Consider the following 20,805-nt stretch of genomic DNA (forward strand, 5'->3'; position numbering starts at 1 on the left):
TCCGCGTTCAAGCATTGTGCAGCCTATTTCTTGATCGTCCCTGTGCTACATCCCTGCGGCACCTGCGCCCTGCGAACAGCAAGCTGACGCATTCCCTCATAGTCCACGCCCCATAATCCTGCCCGCTGCGCTGCCGCCTTCTGCATCAGCTCGACATAGGCTCCACCGGAGAAAATGCGGTAGTCGACGGCATAGCCTTGGGCGACCATCGTTGCCCCCACGCTCGCCTTATTGGCGGGAAAACGACACGCCAGATTCAACCGCCCGTAGCTTTTCGGATCGGTGCGGCACTGCTTCTCCCGCCGCAGCGCATAGTCAAACATAGACACCGAGCAGTCCATTCCGCCGTCCCGGAGCGCCAGCCCGCGCAACGCCTCGCTGGAGATGGCCTTTAGCTGTGGCAGATCATCATCGGGCGCATCGATGCCGACGACGCGAACCCGTCCATTGGGAAAATCAATCGTATCCCCATCGATGATCCCGGGACTTGGCGAAGACAATCTTGTTTTCGAGACTTCGACGAGCGACTGCTTGTTCTGCGAGATTGCATAGGTTGCCACGATCAGGAACGTCGCCCCCATCGTCCATCGTTGGAACCGCGTCGCTCCAGGAAACAATTTCATAGCGAACGGATCTCGCGCAGCAGATCGTTCCAGTCGCCAGCATGGGGCGGTGGCTTGACGACGAGCTGGCGGCCGTTGGCCGCCAGATGCGGAGTGGCGCGCTCGATCGCGCGCGCTGCCTCGGCCCCATGCTGGCTATAGATGACGACGGTGTGCACGCTCTCCGGGATCGCGACAGCCTGATACCGTTCGATCCCGAGAACGGGCCATACAAAGCGGCCTGGCTCCAGCAGGTTCATCACGCTGGCGGCGTCCTCGACGCCTTCGGCGAGCCGCAAGATGCCGTCGAGCGGTACGCCACCCCAACGCACCGCGCCGACGCCGGGATTACCAAGCATTCGCTTGGGTTCGTCCATATCGGCTTTCCAGCGGCCATCAGGGCGCAGGAATGTGCGATGGATCGCGACGACGCCGGCGTCCTCCTCGATAGGGACAATAAGGGCAGGCGCAAAAGCCTTGGCGGCACCAGCACCGCATTGGCAGCGAGGGTCGAAACGAGCGTTGATCCCATCAGGAACGATCGACCGCCCCTCGCGCAGGTAGCGATCGGCCAGTGTGCCAGCGAAGGGTTCGGCGTGACGCCAGACCGCGAGCGCGAGCTTGTTGAGGTCCGTCTTGCTGTCCTGACGCTGCCCTGGGTCGTGATTGGCGGGCGCGAGGATCTTGCCTGTCCGTAACGCCGACATGATCGCGTCGGCCGTGCAACCGGCAAAACAATGGAAGAGAACGGCACGCTCGCCAACACGTATCGACAGGCTGGCCTTCCCGTCTGCGTGCGCCGGGCACCGGCACATGGCGAAATCACCTTGCCACTTTCCGCCAAGTTGACGGACGATGCGGTCCGCCTGCTCCTCGATCGAAGCTGACTCACGTCGCGCCATCTATGGACACCTCCGTTACAGGACGCATAGTTGGTAGAGCGCGGGGGCAATGCGCGCCAGCGAAAACCAGTCAAATCGCTTTAGCAGGGTGGCAATGGAATTAGAACTCATACTGGAACGCGAGCTGACGACGCAACGCCCTCCAGGCGGGACGATGACTGACGTTCACGTCTGTCAGCACGAGTCTGGCAAGTGGCATATCAATGTCCGCGTGAGCTGGCGCGGCACCGCACTCTATCACGTCGGCCTCTATGATAAGAAACGTATCCGATTGTATAAAAAGGCTTCTTCGGCCATCCGACATATAGTGTTGGGGTATGGCTATGAAGGCGTGATTCACGTCCACCCGTTCGCGGGATTACAGGACGCAACTACATTCTGAGCCAAATCGGACCAATCTGCGAACCGTTCTCAAAGAGGGATGAAGCGAGCAACCGGGGCATTTTCGGACTAGCCCCCGCTCCAATAGCGATTTAGCCTTGTTCACCAGTGGAGTGAAAACATGGCTTATCGCTTGTTTACATCGCTCGCGGCTGCCGCCTCATGACGGCTTCGTTCGCCTCCGGTCCTGTTCGCGTCATCAGCACGCCGAATTGCAGGAACCCCCTGCGCAGTAGCCAACCGGGTCGGCTCAACTTCGCTCTTCATGCCGCCTATGGGGGACGGGGAGCGGCACACAAATCCCATTTGGAAAGTACGGCGCAGCCGGGCAGTCCCCTTGGGTCGAAGACATTGGAGCGGTAATGACGCTCCCCGCCGCAGTCATCATGGGTCTGGCAGCGCAATGCGCGCCGAGTGTGGCTCCAGCAACGATCGCGGCGATCGTCCAGACCGAAAGCCAAGGCTTCGAATGGGCGCTCAACGTCAACGGTCTCGGTCGCAAGATCGTCCCAACAAGCCGTGAGCAGGCGGTGGCGCTCGCTCGTCACTATATCGGCAAGGGTCACTCGGTTGATCTCGGCCTCGGCCAGATCAACTCCCGCAACATGAAAGCCCTGGGTCTGACCTGGGACAATGTGTTCGATCCTTGCACGAACATCGCCGCTGCCGGAGCGGTTCTCTCGGGCAACTATCACAGCGTGCGCGCCGGACTTCACCCGCAGCGCGCGCTTCGCATCGCTTTATCGATGTACAATACGGGATCGCAGTCGCGTGGCTTTTCGAACGGCTATGTCGGGCGGGTAGTCGGCAATGCCGGCGTCTCGGACGGCATCCAGCCCGCCGCCGTTCGCATCGGTGAACCGATGCCCGCCACCGATACTAGCGGAGGGTCGAGCGCGGCTGCGCAGCTCGCCGCGCTGGTCGAGGAAAACACGTCCCCAGCAGGGCCGCCACAGGCAATGCCCGCACCACCGCCGCCATCGTGGGACGTGTTCGCGAGGGCGGAATATGAGCGAGCACGGCTCGCCGAAGAAGGAGAAAACCGATGAATCTCGCATCTTTCGGTGGGCCGGCGCTTGCCCTTCGAACCCACGTCACCAAGCGGGTTGAGGCGATGACCCCGCGCCAGCGAAAAGCGTCGCGGGCGCTCTCAATGGCAAGCCTGGTGGCGCTGACATCGCTCGTCACAGCCGAACCAGCGTTCGCACAGACCAATTTGGAGAGCTTCGGCAATGCGGTCCTCGGTCTGCTGAGCAACGGGCTCCTGCGCATCGTTGCGATCCTTGCGCTGATTGCGGCGGGCTTCGGGTGGCTGACAGGTCGCGTCAACACAGGCGCGCTCGTCACGGTCATCATCGGTATCGCGATCATCTTCTCGGCGCCGTGGATCGTCGATCAGCTTCAGGGCTGATCCGTATGTGGGCGGGGTGCGAATAGCGCCTCGTCCACACCCGTTTCGTGTGGAGTGCGTAGCGTGGAGGAAGAACGGGAAGTAATGGCGCGCAACACGCTGTTCCTGGCGGTGACGCGCCCTGCGTTGTTTGCGGGTATCCCGATCGAGGCGGCCGTGGTGATCCTGCTGACCTCGGTCATTACGCTGATCGGGACGACAAACCCCGTTTACGGCCTTGTCGTCGCAGCGGTGATGTTCGGCATTTCGCGCCTCGTGGTGCGCCACGACGTCAACGCCTTCCGCCTCATCTTTCTCTGGGGCCGCACCAAAGCGGCCAATCGTAACCGCGTCTTCTGGGGCGGGTCGAGTTACACGCCGCTTCCCCTGAAAGGCATCAAGCGAAAGGGGTTTGGCCGCAATGGCTAGGACCAATCGTCTGTCGGAACAGGTGCCGATGAAGGTCGCGCTCAAGGAAGTGATGCCGACCAAGTTCCTGCCCTATGCGCGGCACGTCACCGATGAGGTGGTGGTGCTCGATTCCGGGGCGATCATGCTGACGTTCGAGCTCCAGGGCCGAGCGTTCGAGACGGCTGACGTGCGCGATCTGAATGACTGGCACGCGAAGCTCAATGGGATGCTGCGAAACCTGCATGACGATCGCTTGTCGATCTGGACGCACCTCGTCCGCGCTCGGGTTGAGCAATATCCCGGCGGCAATTTCCGGTCCCGCTTCGCGCGGGATCTCGATGCCGCTTACTTCGCGCGGATGAACAAGGAGCGGTTGTTCATCAACCGCTTCTTCGTAACGCTGGCGTTGCGCCCATCGGTCCACGGTGCCGACAAGCTGGTGCAGCTCTTCAAGAACAAGGCGAGGGCCGAAGCCGAAGCCGATGCGATCGACGCCGACCTACTGGAGGCGCTGGAGGACAAGGCGCGCGATTTCGAGAAGCTGATGGATCGCTGCTCGCCGCGCCGGCTCTCGATCTACGGACATAATGGCCTCAAGTTTTCTGAGACGATGGAAGTCGCGGAAATGGTGATGACGGGACGGCATCGCCGGGTTCCGATCATCCGGGGGCACCTCGGCAGCGCGCTCTATCGTCAACGCGTCGTCTTCGGCGGCGAGACGGTGGAGGTGCGCGATGCCGATCGAAGCGCTTTTGGCGGCATCTTCGGCATTAGGGAATACCCGGCGTCCACCACCCCCACGCAATTTCAATCTCTGCTGGCGGTCGATTTCGCGTTCGTGCTGACGCAATCCTTCACCTTCCTCGGCCGTGCAGCGGCATCAGAGCGTTTTCGGCTGCGGCAAAAGCAGATGGAGAACGCCGATGATCGGGCCGTCAGCCAGATGCTCGATCTTGTCGACGCGGCGGACGATCTCATGTCCAACCGCTTTGTCCTGGGCGATCACCACTTCACGCTCGCGGTCTATTCCGACAGCCTCAAGGGCCTGCGCGACAACATGTCGATCGCCCGTGCAGCGCTGGCCGATACCGGCATGGTCGCGGCACGGGAAGGGGCGGCGCTGGAAGCCGCTTACTGGAGCCAGCTCGTCGGAAATTTCGCATGGCGCGCGAGGCCGGCGCCGATCACGTCGCTGAACTTCGCGGCGTTCTCGCCCTTCCATACCTATCCCGCTGGCCTCGCCACGGGGAACCATTGGGGGGACGCGATCGCGCTGATGAAGACGAGCGCACGCAGCCCCTACTTCTTCAGCTTTCACAAGCGCGACATTGGCCACACGCTGATCGTTGGCCCGACCGGGGGCGGCAAGACGGTCATCGTCAATTTCCTGATGGCGCAGGCCGAGAAAACGGGCGCGCGTCAGATTTTCGTCGACAAGGACCGCGGTGCGCAGATTTTCGTGCTGGCTTCGGGTGGCACCTATCTGACGCTCGAGAACGGCAAGCCCACCGGCTTCGCGCCGCTCAAGGCGCTCGAGAACAAGCCGGAGGATCGCGCCTGGCTGTCGCTGTGGGTGCGCCAGCTCGTTCGCGCCGAAAGTCGCCCGATCACCGTTCAGGAAGAGCGGATGATCGATGAAGGGATCGCCGCAGTGATGCGGCTTCCGCGAGAGGATCGTTCGCTCGATGCGCTGCGCACGATGCTCGGCATGGCGGACGCAGGCGGTATTGGCGCTCGGCTCGAGAAGTGGACCTCGCGCGGGTCGATGGGGTGGGTGTTCGATAACGCGGCGGACGAAATGACGCTCGATGCCCGATTCATCGGGTTCGACATGACGGACTTCCTCGACAACGCCGACGTCCGCACGCCGCTGATGCTCTACCTGTTCCACCGCATCGACAAGCTGCTGACCGGCGAGCGCACGATCATCGCCGTCGACGAGTTCTGGAAGGCACTTGGCGACGATGCGTTCCGGAGCTTCGCGCAGGATGGCTTGAAGACATACCGGAAGCGCAACGCGATGATGGTGTTTGCCACGCAGTCGCCGGCGGACGCGCTCAAGAGCGATATTGCCCACTCGATCCTCGAACAGGTCGCGACCCAGGTGATGCTTCCCAATCCAAAGGGTGCGCGTCGCGACTATGTTGACGGGTTCTCCCTCACCGACGCGGAATATCAGCTCATCCGCGAGGAGTTGTCGCCGGAATCGCGCAAATTCCTCGTGAAGCAGGGTCATGACAGCGTTGTGGTCGAGCTGGATCTGACGGGCCTCGATAACGAGCTGTCGGTGCTGTCGGGACGCGCCGAAACAACACCGATCGCCGTGCAGGCCGCAGCCGAATTTGGCCCCGATCCCGCCAATTGGCTCCCCGTATTCCACCAACGTCGTCGTCCAAGCTGAAGGAGAAGGGACATGCGTAGATTGAAGTTCGTCACCCTCGCACTGTCGGGATCAGCGCTCCTGTCTGCTGGTGCGGCACATGCGCAATTCGGTGGCATTGTTCATGACCCAACGGCCTTCGCCAGGCAGCTTCAGGAGTTGAACGAGGCCCGGAAAGTCGTCCAGCAAAGCGCGCAACAGCTCGATGAAGCACGGGCGCTTTACCGCGACCTCAATAAAATGACGGACATCGGCAACGTCGCGAACCAGCTCAAGAACGACGTGCTGCGCACCAGTAACGTGTCATCCAGCAGCCTTGATGGCTACACCAGTGGCGATCTGAACGTCGTCGGCGGCCTGCGGGGCAAGGCGAACGACGTTTATCAGGATCTTCTCGGGCGCGGATCGCAGACGATGACGCCCGAGCAGCGCGCCGCCTATGAACAAGGCTCGCGGGAAGCTGCGGTGACAACTGGCCTTGCGGGTAATGTCGGCGATGCCGTGACAAGCCGGCGTCAGGGCCTCGAAGAGCTGCGGGGTCGGCTCAACAGCTCAACCTCGGCGGCCGAACGCGCCGACATGTCGGCGCGGCTCCAATTGGAGCAGGCGCAGATGATGAACGATCAGATGGGCCTTCAGGCGATCGAGTTGCAGCGCCGGGCCAAGGCTGAGGCTGATTACCAGCGATATGTAGCAATGCAGCAGTCTGATCGCGCCAGCTTCAAAGCTGGAATGGGGATCGATTGATGATGCGCAACCTGCGTGCCGCAACTGTCTCACTGGCGATTGTCGCGCTCGCTTCATGCTCGCCCTCGGAACGGCAGCAAACCGGAGATGACCTTCGGTCTGACATGCCGCTTCGAGACGCCCCCTATTTCGCACAACATGAGCAGGAGCGCGTAGAAATGGCTAGGATTTGCGAGAAGTGGAAAGCTTCGCAACGTCCACTGGCAAGCTGGCCCTCTGTTGTCGTCAACAACTGTAACAATGTTGATACAGCAAATCAGCTTATCCAAGCCAAGAAAGATCGAGACGAGTTCAAAAAGGGCATGGGCATTTAAGCGCGATGATCTGCGGTTAAGCTGAAGTTTAAAGGCAGGTAGAATGGGTAATCTTTTCCAATCAATGTTTACCTACCTAAACGACGCCTTGGCCGCGATCATCGCTGTCTATGCGGGGGTAGTGGGCTGGATCTCCGGACCATTGCGTGTCGGTGTGACGATCTACATCATCCTTCTCGGCTTTGCGATCCTGCGGGGCGCAGTCGAGTATCCGTTCCGGGAGTTTGTATATCGTGGAATGAAGCTGGCTGCGCTCGTGTTCGCTGTCACGACACTCTACGGCGCATCGGTCAGCCTCTTCGCAATGGACGGCTTGCCGAGAGACGTAGCCCAGGCCGTGGGCGGGTCCGACGTGACGGGCCTCGGCGACTTCTTCGATCAGATCGTAAGAGGCGCATCCACAACAGTCGCCAAGATCACCGAAATACAGGACGCTAGAACCGCCGCTGCCGGCAAGAACCTTGTCGGTCTCCCTAACAACATCGTCGAGATTTTTTTTACAGGTATCTACTGCCTTGTCCTGATGGTCATGGCCATCCTATCGGCAGCGCTCGGCTTCACCATTTGCGCATTTGCGCTGTTTGCACTGGCTCTCCTCGCGGCAGTGGGGCCGATCTTTATCGCGGCACTCCTATTCGACTCCACGAGGGCTTTCTTCTTTGCCTGGCTAGGGTCCGCGATCAGCTACCTCATGCTCGTGGCGTTCGCTCTCCTGCTGACGATCTTCATCCGCAACACGGGTGAGGACTTTATGAGCCAAGCCTTTGCAGGTGATACGAACATCGCCGTTATCGCGATCCGTGCAATCGCGTTCTACGTGTTGGGTTTCTTCTTCTTCCTCCAGATACCGGGCTTGGCCGCTGGCCTTGGCGGCGGGGGCGCCTCGCTCGCGACGCAGTTTGCGAACGCCTCCACCGGCAATGTCGTCCCCTCTGCGGGTCGCGCGCTGTCTTCCGCTCCAGCAAGCATCGCCAGCTTGCCGTCGCGGCTAGGTCGCTTCTCTCGTGCAGGAAGAGGTGGCGGCGGCACCCTCTACAACAACAGCTAATCGGAGATCCGGTATGAAGCTCGGCTCGGCCTTGGCCTTTCTCGCCCTCGCGGCTCTCACTCCCTCGGCTCCGGCGAGCGCTGCGAAAGACGAGAAGCTGCCTCGGTGCAGCGGTCGGCAAAAGCGACCTGCCAACCTCTATGGGACCGTTCTCCCGTCGATTCCGCCGCGAAACGCTACCTCGGCTGCTCCCGCTGATGGTGTGCCACGTGGCACACCCCCATCGCAATCGGCTCCGGCTACCAACCTCTTCCCGGCCGACGGCGCGGCGTCCGCTCCAGAGGGAGCGGACGCTTCGCGAACAGGCAAGGTGCCGGCAATCGGCGCTCTCACACCAAATGGTAGTCCGACCGCCGCGCTCTCAATCTCATATGCGAGCTGCTGACATGGCTATTGGCGTCAAAGACAAAGACGAGGATCTGAAGGCATATTTCGCGGAAGCGGAAAGCTGGGACCGCGACAGGTTCGTGGCAGCGGTTCGCTCGCGCCGTGTCGCGTGGATCGTCGCCATCGTCGCCATCGTGTTCGCCGCGATCTGCGCGGCTGCCGTGCTGGCGCTCTCGCCGCTCAAAACGGTGGTGCCCTATGTTGTCACCGTCGATCGCTCGACGGGTGCAACCGAAGTCACGCAGGAGCTGCGCGGCGACAAGACGATCACTTATGACGAGGCGATCCGGAAGTATTTCCTCGCCGATTATGTTCGCGCTCGCGAAGGGTGGATTCCGCAGGCCAGGGAAGAGTTCTTCCGCAAGGTGCTGGCGCTGTCGACACGGGAGGAACAAACCCGCTGGACCGCCTTCTACAAGAAAGACAATCCGGACTCCCCGCAAAACCAGTTTACCGCCAGTGACGCGGTTTTCGTGGCGATCCGCTCGGTTGCGTTCATCTCGCCCAACGTCGCGCAAGTCCGCTTCATCAAGCGCCTCCAGCGCGACCAGCAGGTGATTGAGACGCCTGCCATCGCAACCATCACTTTTGACGTGCTGTCGAAGCCGGAAACAGAATCCGGTCGATACGCCAATCCGCTCGGGTTTCAGGTCAAGACATACCGGGCCGACGTGGAGGTTCCGACACGATGAAGACCATCCTGCTTCTGGCCGCGGCGATCGGCGCCATGTCGGCAGCGCCGGCGATGGCGCAGACGCCTACGCAGCGCGGTCCTGATGCTCGTATCCGCGAGGTCAATTACACCGATGGAAACGTGATCCAGATCCGGAGCGCGTTCCGCACAGCGACACAGATTGAGTTCGCACCCGGCGAGGTCATCAAGTTCGTGGCGATGGGTGACACCGTGTCGTGGGAGGTCGCCCCGGCTGACAATTCGCTGTTCGTGAAGCCTCGCGAGCGCGCTGGTGCCACCAACCTCATCGTTGTGACGGACTTCCAAGGCACCAAGCGCAACTACACCTTTGAGCTGTCGACCGTCGCTGCGGCGCGCTCTCCAGGCACATTCTTCAAGGTGCGGCTCCGTTACCCTGAATATGAGGCGGCGCAGGCCCGTTTGGCACAACAGCGCGCGCAACTCGCGACGGTCTTGGATGCGCAGAATAAGGCCACGAGGATCGCGCTCGATATGGGTGTTCTCGAAGGGACACGGAACCTCAATTACAAGGTGCAGGGCGCATCAGCGCTGCAACCATCGGAAGTCAGCGACAACGGGCAATTCACCGTGATGCGCTTCCCCAACCAGCGCGAAATTCCTGCCATCTTCACCGTCAATCCCGACGGCAGTGAAGCCACAGCCTCCTTCGACGTGCGCGACGAGTTCGTCGTCATTCATGGCGTCTACAAGGAGCTGCGCCTGCGCCGGGGGAAGGTGGTGCTGTGCATCTACAACGAAAGCCCGAGCTTCTACGGTCGCGATCCCAAGACGGATACGGCGTCGGAAGCTGTCGAGCGCACGACGGAGAACTGACGTGTCCGATAAGAGATTCGACGTCGATGCGACGCCTGACGTGAACGAGATTGACCGCACCCCTGCCGCCGATCGCCCGAACCGCATCCCTTCGCTCAACACCGTCCAGTGGGACAACAAGAAGATGGTCGTCGGCGCGGCCCTAGCCGGCGCGATCGTGTTTGGCGTGCTGTCGCTCGTTTCCGGGTCTGGCAGCGACAACAAGGCGCTTGAAGCGAGGAAGGCCCCTCCCCCGGCAGCGGAGGCGCCCTACGACCCAAATTCTGTCATTGCGCCGACACTCGCCACTGCGCCTCGCGATCCGAATGCGCCCGTCCAGCTCACAGGCGAGCAGGTGCCGGCGATCGGGCCTGATGGTCAGCCAATCACACCCTACGGATCGGCGGGAGGGCAGCAGGGCCGTGGTGTCAGCGAGGCGGAGCGGCGTGCGAACGAAGCGCGTGAGCTGCGCGACAATGCCCGGCGATCGACGCTGATCGCGTACAACGGGGACCAGGGGGTCAGACGCGCGATCGGCGACGTCACCAGCGCTGGTGCCGGGAACGCGCAAGGTGACGCTGGGACCGCTCCTTCGCGGACCAACCTGGACAATCTCAAGCAAACCTCGGCTATCGGCACCGCTACAGCGCGCATGATCGGCGACCGCAACTATCTGGTCACTGCGGGAGCCATCCTCCCTTGCACGCTGCAAACGGCTATGGACAGCACCGTACCGGGCTATGCGACCTGCATCATCCCTCGCGATGTCTACTCCGATAATGGCCGCGTCGTGCTGCTTGAGAAGGGCACCCGCGTTTTCGGCGAGTATCAGGGCGGCCTTCAGCGCGGCCAAAATCGCCTGTTCGCGATGTGGACGCGCGCCGTCACGCCACGCGGCGTAGCGATCGACATAGGCTCGCCGGCCTCTGACCCGCTGGGTCGTGCCGGCGTCACTGGCAAGATTGATCGGTTCTTCTGGCAGCGGTTTGGTGCCGCGATGCTGTTCAGCGTCCTCGACGCGGGCGGCCAGATCGCAGGCCAGGCCGTCAGCCCACAGGGCTCGACGGTTTTCCGCACTCCCGGTGATTCAACGTCGCAAATCCTTCAGGACACGCAGAACATCCGCCCGATCGTGCGCGTCAACCAAGGGACCGAGCTGGCAATCACCGTCGCCAAGGATTTCGATTTCTCGCAAGTTTATGGACTGGGGCTCAAATGAACGCGCCGTTCCGCAATACGGCGATCCTCGATCATGCTGTTCGGCCGCTGCGGCAATATCTCGATGACGATGGCGTGACCGAAGTCGTCATCAATGAGCCGACTATCGTCGGTGTCGAGCGGCATGGTGGCTGGACCTGGGAGCGGGAAGCGGGATTGACCCTCGACGCCCTCAACGAACTAGCCCGGGCAGCCGCGGCTTTCACTTCACAGGATGTGACGCGCGAAAATCCTATCTGCTCGACGATCTTTCCAACCGGCGAGCGGGTCCAGCTCGTCCTTCCACCCGTCGTGCCCGATGGCACCGTGTCGATCACCGTGCGCAAGCCGTCGACCAAGACAATGACGATGGCCGATTTCGAGGCCAGCGGCCTGTTCTCGGAAACGAAGGTCGCCACAAAGCGGGTCAGCCCCGTCGAGGAAAAATTGCTCGGCCTGCTTCATGCGGGACGGCACATCGAATTTTTCGAGTTGGCGGTGCAAAGCCGGCTCAACATCCTGATCTCCGGTGCCACAGGCTCGGGCAAGACGACGTTCTCCAAGGGGCTCATCAAGCTAATCCCGGAGAATGAAAGACTGCTGACGATCGAGGATACGCGCGAGCTGGTGGTGCCTCACCAGAACGTCGTCCACATGATCTACAGCAAGGACGGCACCGGCACCGCCAAGGTCTCGGCCAAGGAGCTGCTGGAAAGCGCCCTACGGATGCGACCCGACCGCATTCTTCTTCAAGAGCTGCGCGATGGGACCGCATTTTTCTACCTGCGCAACGTCAATAGCGGTCATCCCGGCTCGATTACGACGATCCACGCGGATTCGGCCGAACTGGCCTTCGAGCAACTGACGCTGTTGGTGAAGGAAAGCGAAGGCGGCGCAGACCTGGCGCGTGAGGACATACGCTCGCTGCTCAAGATCCTCGTCGACGTCGTGGTGCAGATGAAGAAGGTCGATGGGAAGTTCCGGATGACCGAGATCTACTACGATCCGGCAGGGCGTCATGCAGCCTAAAAGGGGCGCCATTCTCGCCCTCGGCATTCCGGTCGGGATCGTCGTGGCCTTCCTCATCACGTCGGTCATCGCCTGGATCTACCTGGGCCTCCCCAGCGCCAAGTTCGACATTTTCAAGATGCCGGGGTTCTTCTGGTATTATCGGCACGATCCCGTGGTGCTGAAAGCGCTCGCCGGAGGTGCATTGGTCGGCTTCATCATCGCCGGCCTCATGCTGTGGTGGGTCGCAAAGCGGAAGCCACCTCTCCACGGGGCTGCCCGCTTCGCCAAAGATAGCGAGATCCGTCGCGCCGGTTTCCGCGCAAATGACGGGATTGTCCTGGGAAAGAAGGGCGGGAAGTTCTTGACCTTCGGCGGCAATGAGCACTGTATCGTTGAGGCCCCTACCCGCTCGGGCAAAGGGGTCGGCATCGTCATCCCGAACCTGTTGTCATGGCAGGAGTCGGTCGTCGTCCTCGATGTGAAGCGTGAGAATTGGGAAGCCACGGCGGGTTTTCGCCAGAAATACGGCCAGGCCGTTTACCTGTTCAATCCGACCGATCCGGAAGGCCGAACCGCCCGTTATAATCCGCTCGGCTACATCGACCGCACCGATCCTGACCAAGTGGTGATCGAGCTGCAGAAGATCGCCACGATGCTGTTCGTGCCCCCCGAGCGCGGAGAGCCATTCTGGACGGATTCGGCGCGAACCGCCTTTGTCGGCGTCGGGGCCTATCTTGCGGTCGCCGATCAGCCTTTCACCATCGGCGCCATCTACCGGTTGATGACGACGGGCGACACGCGCGGGTTTTTCCGCCGCGTTCTCGAAGATCGCTCGCTCGATCTATCGCAAGGGTGCCGGAATGCGCTCGCTGACTTCACATCGGGGGCAGACAACACCTTTGCCGGCATCGTCCAGACCGTCACGTCCAAGCTCAGTCTGTGGCTCAATCCCCGCGTTGATGCGGCGACGGAAGAATGCGACTTCGATTTGCGCGAGCTGCGCACCAAGCGCATGTCGATCTATCTGGGCGTCTCCCCTGACGAACTGGATCGGGTGGCGCCGCTCTACAACCTCCTGTTTCAGCAACTCGTCGACCTGAACGTGCGTGACCTCCCTGACGAGAAGACGCCGCTAAAGATCCTCGTCATCCTGGACGAATTTGCGCGGATAGGGCGGGCGCAGGTGATTGCGAGCGCCTTTTCCTATGTGGCGGGCTACGGCATTCGGCTCTTGCCCGTCATCCAGTCCCGCTCTCAACTTCGCGCTGTCTATGGTGAGCACGTTGCGAATGAGATCGTCGCCAACTGCGGCGTCGAGGTCGCCTTCACGCCGAAAGAGCTGCGCGTGGCGAACGAGCTTTCCGAACGGATCGGCTATATCGGGCAGGAATCGATCACCAAGTCGCTCACGATCCACGGCGTTCTGGCGAACCGCTCCAAATCCATGTCGGATCAGCGCCGCGCCCTCCTGCTTCCGCAGGAGTTGATGCAATTCCCCGACACCGAATTACTCCTTTTGCGGGGCGGCATACCACCCATCCACGGGGACAAAATTCGCTACTACGCGGATGGCCTCTTTCGCGCGCGCGTGGAGGCAGCGCCGCAAGTGGCTCCAATCCCGCGCGTAGTGCGTGATGACGAGGATCTTCCCGACTGTGTGCTGCCGACATTCGATCAGCTCACGGACCCCGATCCATTCACCTTCGCGATGGATTGCGTCGTCACCCAGGATCATCCCGACATGCTCATCGACGTGTCGGCCGAGCAAAGTGGCAATGAGGTCATTGGTGTAATCGAACAGGAGCGCTGACATGGTTGAGAATGTCGAAGCTGCCGGCACAGGCAAGGAAGGCGAGGCACGCCGCAGGCGTCCGATGGAAGTGCCCGCCGAGCTGGACTCTCGGTTCCTCCGGGTTGGCGACAAGCTCTATCGAAGCGCGCACGACAAACAGCCGGTCGCGACCATCACGCCTGATCGCATCAAGGCGAAAGACCCAAACTCCCTTCCCGATCTGATCCGGCTCGCGAAGGAAAACGGGTGGACTGCGATCAAGGTCAGCGGCGATGCCGAGTTCCAGCGGGCTGCCTATCTCGCCGCCTCGGCGCAGGGCATAAAGGTTGACGGCTACAAACCTGACGAGAAGACGAAGGCCGCAGCCGAGCGTGAGGCGTTGCGGCAAGGCGGCGTGCCCGACAATCAAGCGCGATCGACGCGGACCGCCAACCAGGCCCGCGACACGAGAGAACAGGCCGAACCGCGTGCCGATCTGGCCGAACGATTCCGCCGGCAGTCAGATGTCCAGAACGCGAAAGACCCCGAGTTGCGCAAGGCGCAAAGCCATGTCGCACTTGCAATGGCGGTCGCGGCCGAACGCTTCCCCAGCGATTACGATAAACGGCGCGAGTTCGTGGCGGAGCGCAAGGAGGAAGTGGCAGCTCGGATCGGCCGTGGCGAGACGATTGCCGGCATTGAGGTCAAAGCGCGCCAGGAACAGCGGGTGCGTGAGATGGCGCAGGATCAGATCCTTCAGAAATCCCGGAGCCGATGAAGCGCACCATCGAGCCTGACCATTTTCGCATCGCATTCCCTCGGCGCGGAGCTACCATCGCGGTATGGGGCTGACCTTCAATTCACTGCTGGACGACTACGGCATCGATCCGCGTGACGTGCGCCTGCTGCGTCACCAAACAATCAAATATGCAGGTCGGACGCCATACACTTTGTGGCGAGACGACCATGACGGGTTCCTGCTCTATCAGTCCATCCAAAGCGTTCAGAATGGACCGAAGCTGACAGGGAGATATTGGGCCAGCTTCGTCGTCACCCCAGCAGCCTCGACGCTGTTCGTAGGACTCTACGAGATCGAGAAGATAGGACCGTGCGATCCCACCATCATTGATCCCCTGCGGGGCGTGCCGGTGACACAGGGAGGCGCCCGCGAACTCGATCTATACCGACAGGCCGTAGTGGGCGTCTCTATGGAGGACGCGGGTCGCGTCTATATCGATTGGGGGCCGGGAACGCGGGCCTGGGTTCAAAGGGCACAAGAGAAGCCGAAGCCCATTTTGGAAGTCACCCGCATCTTTCAGGAAGAGGCTTTCCCGGGCTACACGGCCTTCATCGCGAACCTCTCGGCGATCGAGGCGCTGCCGTCGAACTGGCTCGCCGCGCTCAGGGCCGCACGCGGGATCTACCTTCTGACCTGCCCCCGCACCAAAGAGCAATATGTAGGCTCCGCCTATGGTGAGGATGGCTTTCTCGGCCGCTGGACAGGCTACGCGCGCGATGGCCACGGTGGCAACATCGGGCTGAAAAGTCGCGAGCTCTCGGACTACCAAGTATCCATTCTGGAGGTCTGCGGGTCGGGCTTAACGGTTGACGAGATCATCCGCGTGGAGGCCCTTTGGAAAGCAAAGCTTCAGAGCAGGGAAATGGGCCTCAATAAGAACTAGCGGGTTCGCTCAGTGCGTCTGGTGATCCAAGCCGATCCCACGCCTCGCGATATTCTTCAAGCGCGTAGGACTTGGGCTGGAGCCAGTATGAGACAGTGCCGGCCTGGTTGACGCCACGATGGGCTGCGGCCTTCACTTCATCCAACGTCAGCACGAAGCATGTAGGCGAGGCAGTGTTTGCATTGATGGTGACGACCCACCAGTGCGAGCAAAGTCGGTCGAGCGATCCGCCAAGGGGCACCGGCGCCCGCTTCGACAGCGCTTTTGACTGGATCGGCAGTACGCGCGCCTCGTCATCGCTTGCGGCGTAGAGATCGGCTCCACGCGCATTTCTGACCGTCGGCATCACATGCCAACCCCGCCGGGATAGCTCGCGCGCGACATGGTAGAGGCCGGCATTTCCTGTGAGTTGATGGCGCATTGTCAGCGACGTCTTGCCGGAGGTGGAGGTGTGCCACGTGGCACACCCGGTTCAGGCGAAGGATCGGTCCGCGCTGGCTGTCGCGCCGCTATGACCCGCGCTTCGGCATCCCGTAGCATCCTATCGGGGACCGTCTCGATGTTGGCCCGCTCTTGGAGGAATGTTCGGACATCGCCGGCGAGCTTGCGATCCTCGTGATCGGCGCTGCGGTCGAGCCGATCGGCCGCAGCCTCATAGCGGCGCCTCGTGTCCTGCCAGCGCGCGCGGGTCTTCGACACGAATGCGGGCTGCTCGGCATTGCCAAGTGCGATCTGCATCGCCTCACGGGCCTGACGAAGATCTGTTTCGGTCGGCTGACGGGATGCGCCGCTGCGTATGCGGGAGCGAAGCTGTGTCAGCGCCATGCTGGTCCCCGCCCTCCCCTGGCCTCGGCTGTAACGAGGCGTTGCCTCGGCCTCGACGCCCCGGCTGCGCAGCGCCTCGGCAAACGCCTCGCGAAATCGAAACAGATCCTCGCGGCGTGGGTCGAACCGCTTGCGGTTCAATCCCTCGGCCTGGACGGTCAAATGCACGTGAGGTCGCGGCGTGTCCGTATGGAGCGCCATGAGATAATCGTGATTATCGCCGATCATGCGCTCGGCGGTTTCGCGCACGGCCTGCTTCACAGTTTCAGGGTCCGTGCCTGCCGGCATCGAAAACACCATCGCGACGGCTGAAACGGACGTCCCTTGCCGCCAGTAGAGGGAATCGGACCACTCATCCGCGATCCGCTGCGCATCCTCCTTCGTCGCGAGCTGTTCCCCGTCGCGCGTCTCAAGAGGAATGTCGCCATGACGGCCGATATAATCGAGATGCGCGGCAAGGTGCTTCGCGCCCTTCTTCCGCCCCGTAACCTTGACCAGCACCTCCGGGGCTCGGCGCACGACGCGCGCAAGCGTCGCCCGAACATCAGTGCGGCCAAGTGACGTTAGCGCCCCTCTTGTAGCGAAAGGCCCGGTCTGATTGACCAGATGCTTGGCGTATTTGATGTTCGGATCGCTGACGAGGCGTGGCTTGAAGCTGGGCTTCATTGCCTCCCACAGCTCGTCCTCGCGATCCCCGAACGACATTAGTCAGCCACCTCCCAAAAGGCGGTTTCGCCGCGCAGCGCAGCCGCCAGCGCCTCGATCTGCTCGTTGATCTCTTCGCGCATGTCGGCGATCCTGCGCAGCTCACGATCGATTTGCAGGCCGCTATCGGCCATCATCGCAGCGTTCCCGGCCTTCATGGCCTGATTTAGATTTCGCCCGATCCGCGTGAGCTGCATCCGGATCGGCGCCACCGCGTCGCGCAGCCCGTCGTCGACACCTGCCTTGAGCGCAAGATGGCGACGGACAAGCGCCTTGATCCACCCTGCCCGATCGACACCGCGTTGCGCCGCCCGATGATCGAGGACTGCGGTTTCGACGTCGGTGAAACGAAGGTTGACCCGATTGCTGGGGCTGTCCGCCCTGGGTGCGATCCGGGGCGCGTCAGCGACATGCTTCAATGACTGCTGGAGGACGGTGCGGAGGAGAGCGCTCCGCCCTCCCCTCCCCTCGGCGACTGCATCGAACGCCGCCAGCAACTCGCGATCGACGCGCGCCGTCAGCATCGCTGTGTCCTTTGTGGGGGATGCAGGCTGCGGCGCAATCGACATAGCCCGAAGACTAATGTAATACACAAGACGCCGCAACACCTATCCTGCCATCAAACATCCCCCACTAAAATCTGCCTTCACGTGTGCCACGTGGCACAGCAATCCATCTTGCAAGTGAGAAATCGCGGAAAGAAGGATTGAGCCTGGAAGCGAGGGGCGGCAACTGCCGGCGCTCTCCGTTCACTCGGCGAGATTAGCGCCAGCTAACGATCCGGGGCTCTGCTTCACCGTCGAAATGTAGCAGCGCCTCGACCACCATTGCGCGCTTGCCTTCAAGCTCGATCGTAGGGCGCTCGATGCGCGGCTTGCCACCCTTCGGTTTCGACGTTGCTCGGGGGGTGGGGTTTGAGACGGCGCGGAAAGAACAGGAACCGGTGTCTCATCCAGCGCGCGTTCGGCTTCGTCGTCCCTGATCTCGTCCGTCGTCGGTGCCAAAGAAGTTGCATCCGGCTCGCTATCAGTCGACGGTTCCGGCGTGGGGGCAGGGGTAGGGGGCGCGACACCCTCCACTGGAGCCGCCTCGGGCTTTGATGTGGACTTCTTCCCGCCAATCTCGCGCGCGAACCGCTCACACGCCAGCACGGTCATGTCCTCAGCGGCGGTATTCGCAACAAACGCACGTGTCGCCGCATCATCGGCCTTCGCAGCCTGGGTCAAAGCGACAGCACTTCGCATCGAGATGTCCGCAAATAGCGCCGCAACATAATCGGGAGCCTTTGCCAGCCCCTGATAGCGGGTCAGCAACGTGCGGTTGCGGCCTGTCGCGCGTGCCAGCTCGGCGAGCGAACGCCCCTTCGCTACCTGGCCGGTGACGAAACGGATCATGTCGGCGGTCGACAAGTCTTCGCGCTGATCGTTCTCGATGAATTGATCGATGCGCACCTGTTCGATGTCGTCGGCCTTGCTGACGATCGCGCGGACCTGCATTCCCAGCTTCCGGCACGCACGCCAGCGCCGCTCGCCGAACATGATCCGATAGCGCCCATCTTCATCCTTGGGCGCGACGGTGATCGGTTGAAGCTGGCCCCGCTCCTTGATCGTCTCGGCCATCTCATCGATCGTCGCTTCGTCGATCGCACTCCGCACGTTCTCGGGATCGGGGTAGAGCAGCTCGGGATCGAGAAGCTGGACGCGATCGGCGTCAGCAACAGCCGCTTTCTCGCTGAAAACATCAAAGCCGGAGAAATCTGTCATTTGTGGCTCCCGATCCGGGTCATGGCTTCCTCAAGGAAGGCGCGCATGGGCGGCAAAGAGGTCCGAACGTCTTTGTCAAACCGCCAGACCGGGACATGCTCCTGCATCGCCTGGCTGTAGTGCGCACGCTCGGGAAGAAAGTTCGTGAACAGATTGCGCCCGATCTTCTCCTTGATCGCAGCAAGCATCTTCATTTGATGGGTGTCGTTTGCACGCACTCGGTTCGGAACGAGCCCCACGACGTGAATTGGCGTCTTCCGGCGCTGGTTCACCGTCGCAATCGAGTCCGAAACCTGCTTCGTCGCTGCCGGCCCGAACGGTCCTAGCTCGACGGGAACAATCAAGTGATTGCATACCAGCAGCGCCGCATAGTTGATCCACGACCAAGAGGGCGGCGTATCGATGACGCAAAAGTCGAAATGAGAATCGAGCGCGGGAAAATTGGCATTAATGTTAGTCAGCGCGCGAGGATAGTCGGCATCGTATTCGCCGCCCATGCGGTTCGAATAGATAGAGAGGCGGGGAAGGCTGGTCGGCGGAACATAGTTCGGCTCGAACAGCGGCTTACACGTGCCAAGGCTCTCGAAGTCGGCGAGGGCATCGGTTGCATTGCACTGCCGGTCAAGGTCGAGGAACAGCACACGATGCCCGGCATCAGCCAGCACCCACGCCAAGTGACAAGCGATCATCGTCTTGCCGGCGCCGCCCTTCTCCACATTAATGGCAATGGTCTTCACGCCCTACCAACCCCGATCCGAATTGTTGTTCCAATGGTCATAGCCGCGATAGTTGGAATCGGTTCGCGTGTTGCGACGCGCCTCCTCATCGGGCGTGTCGCCGCTCCAAATGCGCGGATTACGGCCGCCACCGCCCCGAAGGACGGCCCAACCAATCAGGACGAATAGTCCGATCGTCAGCAGATTATCCCACATGGCAGTGCCTCCGTCGCCTTGATGAAAGGCGCATCCTGTAATAAGTGGTATCTGAAATCACGTCAATAGGTGGTATCAACAATATGCGTACTTCGGGATGACCACTAGCAAATCAGGAACGGCAGGTCGCCCGCGGATTAACGCGGAAAAGACGATGGCGCGATTTCCGGAAGGGACGCTCGGCCGGATCAAGGCCGTGCTGCGGGATGGTGAGAACCAGTCCGACTTCATGCGCGAAGCGGTCGAGCTGGAACTTCGCCGGCGAGAAGGGCCGCCAGTAGGCGGCCCCGACCGCTCTTAGTCGCGATCCTCCGATCCCTTGGCGAGTACCGCAAAGCCGTCGGCGATCAGCTCCACCGTGTAGCGCCGGCCCTCAGCCGTGTCGTAGGAGTTTTGGCGCACGCGGCCCGTGATATGCACCAGGTCGCCCTTCTGGGCTTTGCCGCCGCGCTCGATCAGCTTGCCGAACAGCGTCACCTCGTTCCAATGGGTGTCCGTCACCCACTCGCCATTCTCCTGGCGGTTGTAGTTGGCGGCGACGTTCACCTTCGTCACCTTGTCGTGCTCAGAGATCTTGCCCACCCGGCCGATGATCCGAAACTCCGCGATATTCTGCATGGTCCTGTCCTTTCGATCGATCAGGCTCATTCCTGATGGGAATTGAAGGGGAGTGCAGACGCCGCGATCCAGCTAAAAAACGGAGGGTCCGCGTGGCGGAAACCGTAGGCGCAGCCGGTTTTTTGCTTGATCGTACAAGGCGGCCAGCGCCCATTTTCCCATCAATACAGGAATAGCCAATCGAAGGACGGCAATCACAATCGCGCGGCATCGATTTCGCGCCCAACAGGAA

25 protein-coding genes are annotated in these 20,805 nt (G+C 61.5%); 16 read left to right on the forward strand and 9 right to left on the reverse strand.

Annotation, left to right across the window (positions count from 1 at the left end; genetic code table 11):
* Positions 1–23: 23 nt before the first annotated feature.
* The gene (locus CJD35_RS21845) at positions 24–623 is read right to left on the reverse strand and encodes a thermonuclease family protein (RefSeq protein ID WP_244917368.1); all 600 of its coding nucleotides are present in this window, start codon (positions 621–623) and stop codon (positions 24–26) included.
* Positions 620–1,504, reverse strand: a complete 885-nt coding sequence (locus CJD35_RS21850; RefSeq protein WP_026008893.1) for a DUF7146 domain-containing protein — start codon at positions 1,502–1,504, stop codon at positions 620–622. The genes CJD35_RS21845 and CJD35_RS21850 overlap by 4 nt, the downstream gene beginning before the upstream one ends.
* A 49-nt stretch (positions 1,505–1,553) precedes the next feature.
* On the opposite strand from CJD35_RS21850, the gene CJD35_RS22585 reads away from it, so the two are divergent.
* From CJD35_RS22585 to CJD35_RS21925, 15 genes are all read left to right on the forward strand, one after another.
* Positions 1,554–1,886 carry a hypothetical protein gene (locus tag CJD35_RS22585; RefSeq protein ID WP_211090890.1) on the forward strand — a complete coding sequence of 111 codons (333 nt, stop codon included), beginning with the start codon at positions 1,554–1,556 and terminating at the stop codon, positions 1,884–1,886.
* A gap of 361 nt (positions 1,887–2,247) precedes the next feature.
* Positions 2,248–2,934, forward strand: a complete 687-nt coding sequence (locus CJD35_RS21860; protein WP_095687561.1) for a lytic transglycosylase domain-containing protein — start codon at positions 2,248–2,250, stop codon at positions 2,932–2,934.
* A 65-nt stretch (positions 2,935–2,999) separates the two neighbouring features.
* Positions 3,000–3,296: a TrbC/VirB2 family protein gene (locus CJD35_RS21865; protein ID WP_019368215.1), complete on the forward strand. Its 297-nt coding sequence runs from the start codon at positions 3,000–3,002 to the stop codon at positions 3,294–3,296.
* Positions 3,297–3,380: 84 nt separating this feature from the next.
* The gene (locus tag CJD35_RS21870; protein WP_017503481.1) at positions 3,381–3,704 is read left to right on the forward strand and encodes a VirB3 family type IV secretion system protein; all 324 of its coding nucleotides are present in this window, start codon (positions 3,381–3,383) and stop codon (positions 3,702–3,704) included.
* Positions 3,697–6,087, forward strand: a complete 2,391-nt coding sequence (locus CJD35_RS21875) for a VirB4 family type IV secretion/conjugal transfer ATPase (protein WP_095687562.1) — start codon at positions 3,697–3,699, stop codon at positions 6,085–6,087. Before CJD35_RS21870 ends, CJD35_RS21875 begins: the two co-directional genes overlap by 8 nt.
* A gap of 12 nt (positions 6,088–6,099) precedes the next feature.
* A complete protein-coding gene (locus tag CJD35_RS21880; protein WP_167383178.1) occupies positions 6,100–6,813 on the forward strand; it encodes a type IV secretion system protein in 714 nt (237 codons plus the stop codon).
* Positions 6,813–7,127 carry a hypothetical protein gene (locus CJD35_RS21885; protein ID WP_095687563.1) on the forward strand — a complete coding sequence of 105 codons (315 nt, stop codon included), beginning with the start codon at positions 6,813–6,815 and terminating at the stop codon, positions 7,125–7,127. Before CJD35_RS21880 ends, CJD35_RS21885 begins: the two co-directional genes overlap by 1 nt.
* Before the next feature lie 43 nt (positions 7,128–7,170).
* Positions 7,171–8,175: a TrbL/VirB6 family protein gene (locus CJD35_RS21890; RefSeq protein ID WP_095687564.1), complete on the forward strand. Its 1,005-nt coding sequence runs from the start codon at positions 7,171–7,173 to the stop codon at positions 8,173–8,175.
* 386 nt (positions 8,176–8,561) lie between these two features.
* Complete coding sequence (locus tag CJD35_RS21895) at positions 8,562–9,254, forward strand: VirB8 family type IV secretion system protein (protein WP_019368220.1); 693 nt, start codon at positions 8,562–8,564, stop codon at positions 9,252–9,254.
* The gene (locus CJD35_RS21900; protein ID WP_019368221.1) at positions 9,251–10,090 is read left to right on the forward strand and encodes a TrbG/VirB9 family P-type conjugative transfer protein; all 840 of its coding nucleotides are present in this window, start codon (positions 9,251–9,253) and stop codon (positions 10,088–10,090) included. Before CJD35_RS21895 ends, CJD35_RS21900 begins: the two co-directional genes overlap by 4 nt.
* Positions 10,091–10,130: 40 nt before the next feature.
* Positions 10,131–11,288: a type IV secretion system protein VirB10 gene (gene virB10 / locus CJD35_RS21905; RefSeq protein ID WP_095687577.1), complete on the forward strand. Its 1,158-nt coding sequence runs from the start codon at positions 10,131–10,133 to the stop codon at positions 11,286–11,288.
* Positions 11,285–12,295, forward strand: coding sequence for a P-type DNA transfer ATPase VirB11 (gene virB11, locus CJD35_RS21910; protein WP_019368223.1), 1,011 nt, complete (start codon positions 11,285–11,287; stop codon positions 12,293–12,295). Before virB10 ends, virB11 begins: the two co-directional genes overlap by 4 nt.
* Positions 12,285–14,087: a type IV secretory system conjugative DNA transfer family protein gene (locus CJD35_RS21915; RefSeq protein ID WP_019368224.1), complete on the forward strand. Its 1,803-nt coding sequence runs from the start codon at positions 12,285–12,287 to the stop codon at positions 14,085–14,087. Before virB11 ends, CJD35_RS21915 begins: the two co-directional genes overlap by 11 nt.
* A gap of 1 nt (position 14,088) precedes the next feature.
* Positions 14,089–14,826 (forward strand): LPD7 domain-containing protein, encoded by a 738-nt coding sequence (locus tag CJD35_RS21920; protein WP_019368225.1) that lies wholly within the window; start codon positions 14,089–14,091, stop codon positions 14,824–14,826.
* Between the two features lie 64 nt (positions 14,827–14,890).
* A complete protein-coding gene (locus tag CJD35_RS21925) occupies positions 14,891–15,730 on the forward strand; it encodes a GIY-YIG nuclease family protein (RefSeq protein WP_095687565.1) in 840 nt (279 codons plus the stop codon).
* On the opposite strand, the gene CJD35_RS21930 is transcribed toward CJD35_RS21925, so the two are convergent.
* The 6 genes from CJD35_RS21930 to CJD35_RS21955 form a co-directional block, all read right to left on the reverse strand.
* Entirely contained in the window at positions 15,717–16,076 is a 360-nt protein-coding gene (locus tag CJD35_RS21930; protein ID WP_244917369.1) for a hypothetical protein, read from the reverse strand. The genes CJD35_RS21925 and CJD35_RS21930 overlap by 14 nt on opposite strands.
* Before the next feature lie 77 nt (positions 16,077–16,153).
* Positions 16,154–17,260 carry a relaxase/mobilization nuclease domain-containing protein gene (locus tag CJD35_RS21935; protein ID WP_095687567.1) on the reverse strand — a complete coding sequence of 369 codons (1,107 nt, stop codon included), beginning with the start codon at positions 17,258–17,260 and terminating at the stop codon, positions 16,154–16,156.
* Entirely contained in the window at positions 17,260–17,784 is a 525-nt protein-coding gene (locus tag CJD35_RS21940) for a hypothetical protein (RefSeq protein ID WP_019368228.1), read from the reverse strand. Before CJD35_RS21940 ends, CJD35_RS21935 begins: the two co-directional genes overlap by 1 nt.
* Before the next feature lie 225 nt (positions 17,785–18,009).
* Positions 18,010–19,023 carry a ParB/RepB/Spo0J family partition protein gene (locus CJD35_RS21945; RefSeq protein WP_244917370.1) on the reverse strand — a complete coding sequence of 338 codons (1,014 nt, stop codon included), beginning with the start codon at positions 19,021–19,023 and terminating at the stop codon, positions 18,010–18,012.
* Positions 19,020–19,760 (reverse strand): ParA family protein, encoded by a 741-nt coding sequence (locus CJD35_RS21950; protein ID WP_019368230.1) that lies wholly within the window; start codon positions 19,758–19,760, stop codon positions 19,020–19,022. The genes CJD35_RS21945 and CJD35_RS21950 overlap by 4 nt, the downstream gene beginning before the upstream one ends.
* A gap of 3 nt (positions 19,761–19,763) precedes the next feature.
* Positions 19,764–19,955 (reverse strand): hypothetical protein, encoded by a 192-nt coding sequence (locus CJD35_RS21955; protein WP_019368231.1) that lies wholly within the window; start codon positions 19,953–19,955, stop codon positions 19,764–19,766.
* A 154-nt stretch (positions 19,956–20,109) separates the two neighbouring features.
* Between CJD35_RS21955 and CJD35_RS22590 the strand changes: the two genes are divergently transcribed.
* Positions 20,110–20,256, forward strand: a complete 147-nt coding sequence (locus CJD35_RS22590) for a YlcI/YnfO family protein (protein ID WP_019368232.1) — start codon at positions 20,110–20,112, stop codon at positions 20,254–20,256.
* Here the strand turns inward: CJD35_RS22590 and CJD35_RS21960 are convergent.
* Positions 20,253–20,573: a single-stranded DNA-binding protein gene (locus tag CJD35_RS21960; RefSeq protein ID WP_026008897.1), complete on the reverse strand. Its 321-nt coding sequence runs from the start codon at positions 20,571–20,573 to the stop codon at positions 20,253–20,255. The two genes, CJD35_RS22590 and CJD35_RS21960, sit on opposite strands and share 4 nt — an antisense overlap.
* Positions 20,574–20,805 lie beyond the last annotated feature (232 nt).

The sequence above is a fragment of the Sphingobium xenophagum genome (assembly GCF_002288285.1).
In the GTDB taxonomy this organism is placed as follows: Bacteria; Pseudomonadota; Alphaproteobacteria; order Sphingomonadales; family Sphingomonadaceae; genus Sphingobium; species Sphingobium xenophagum.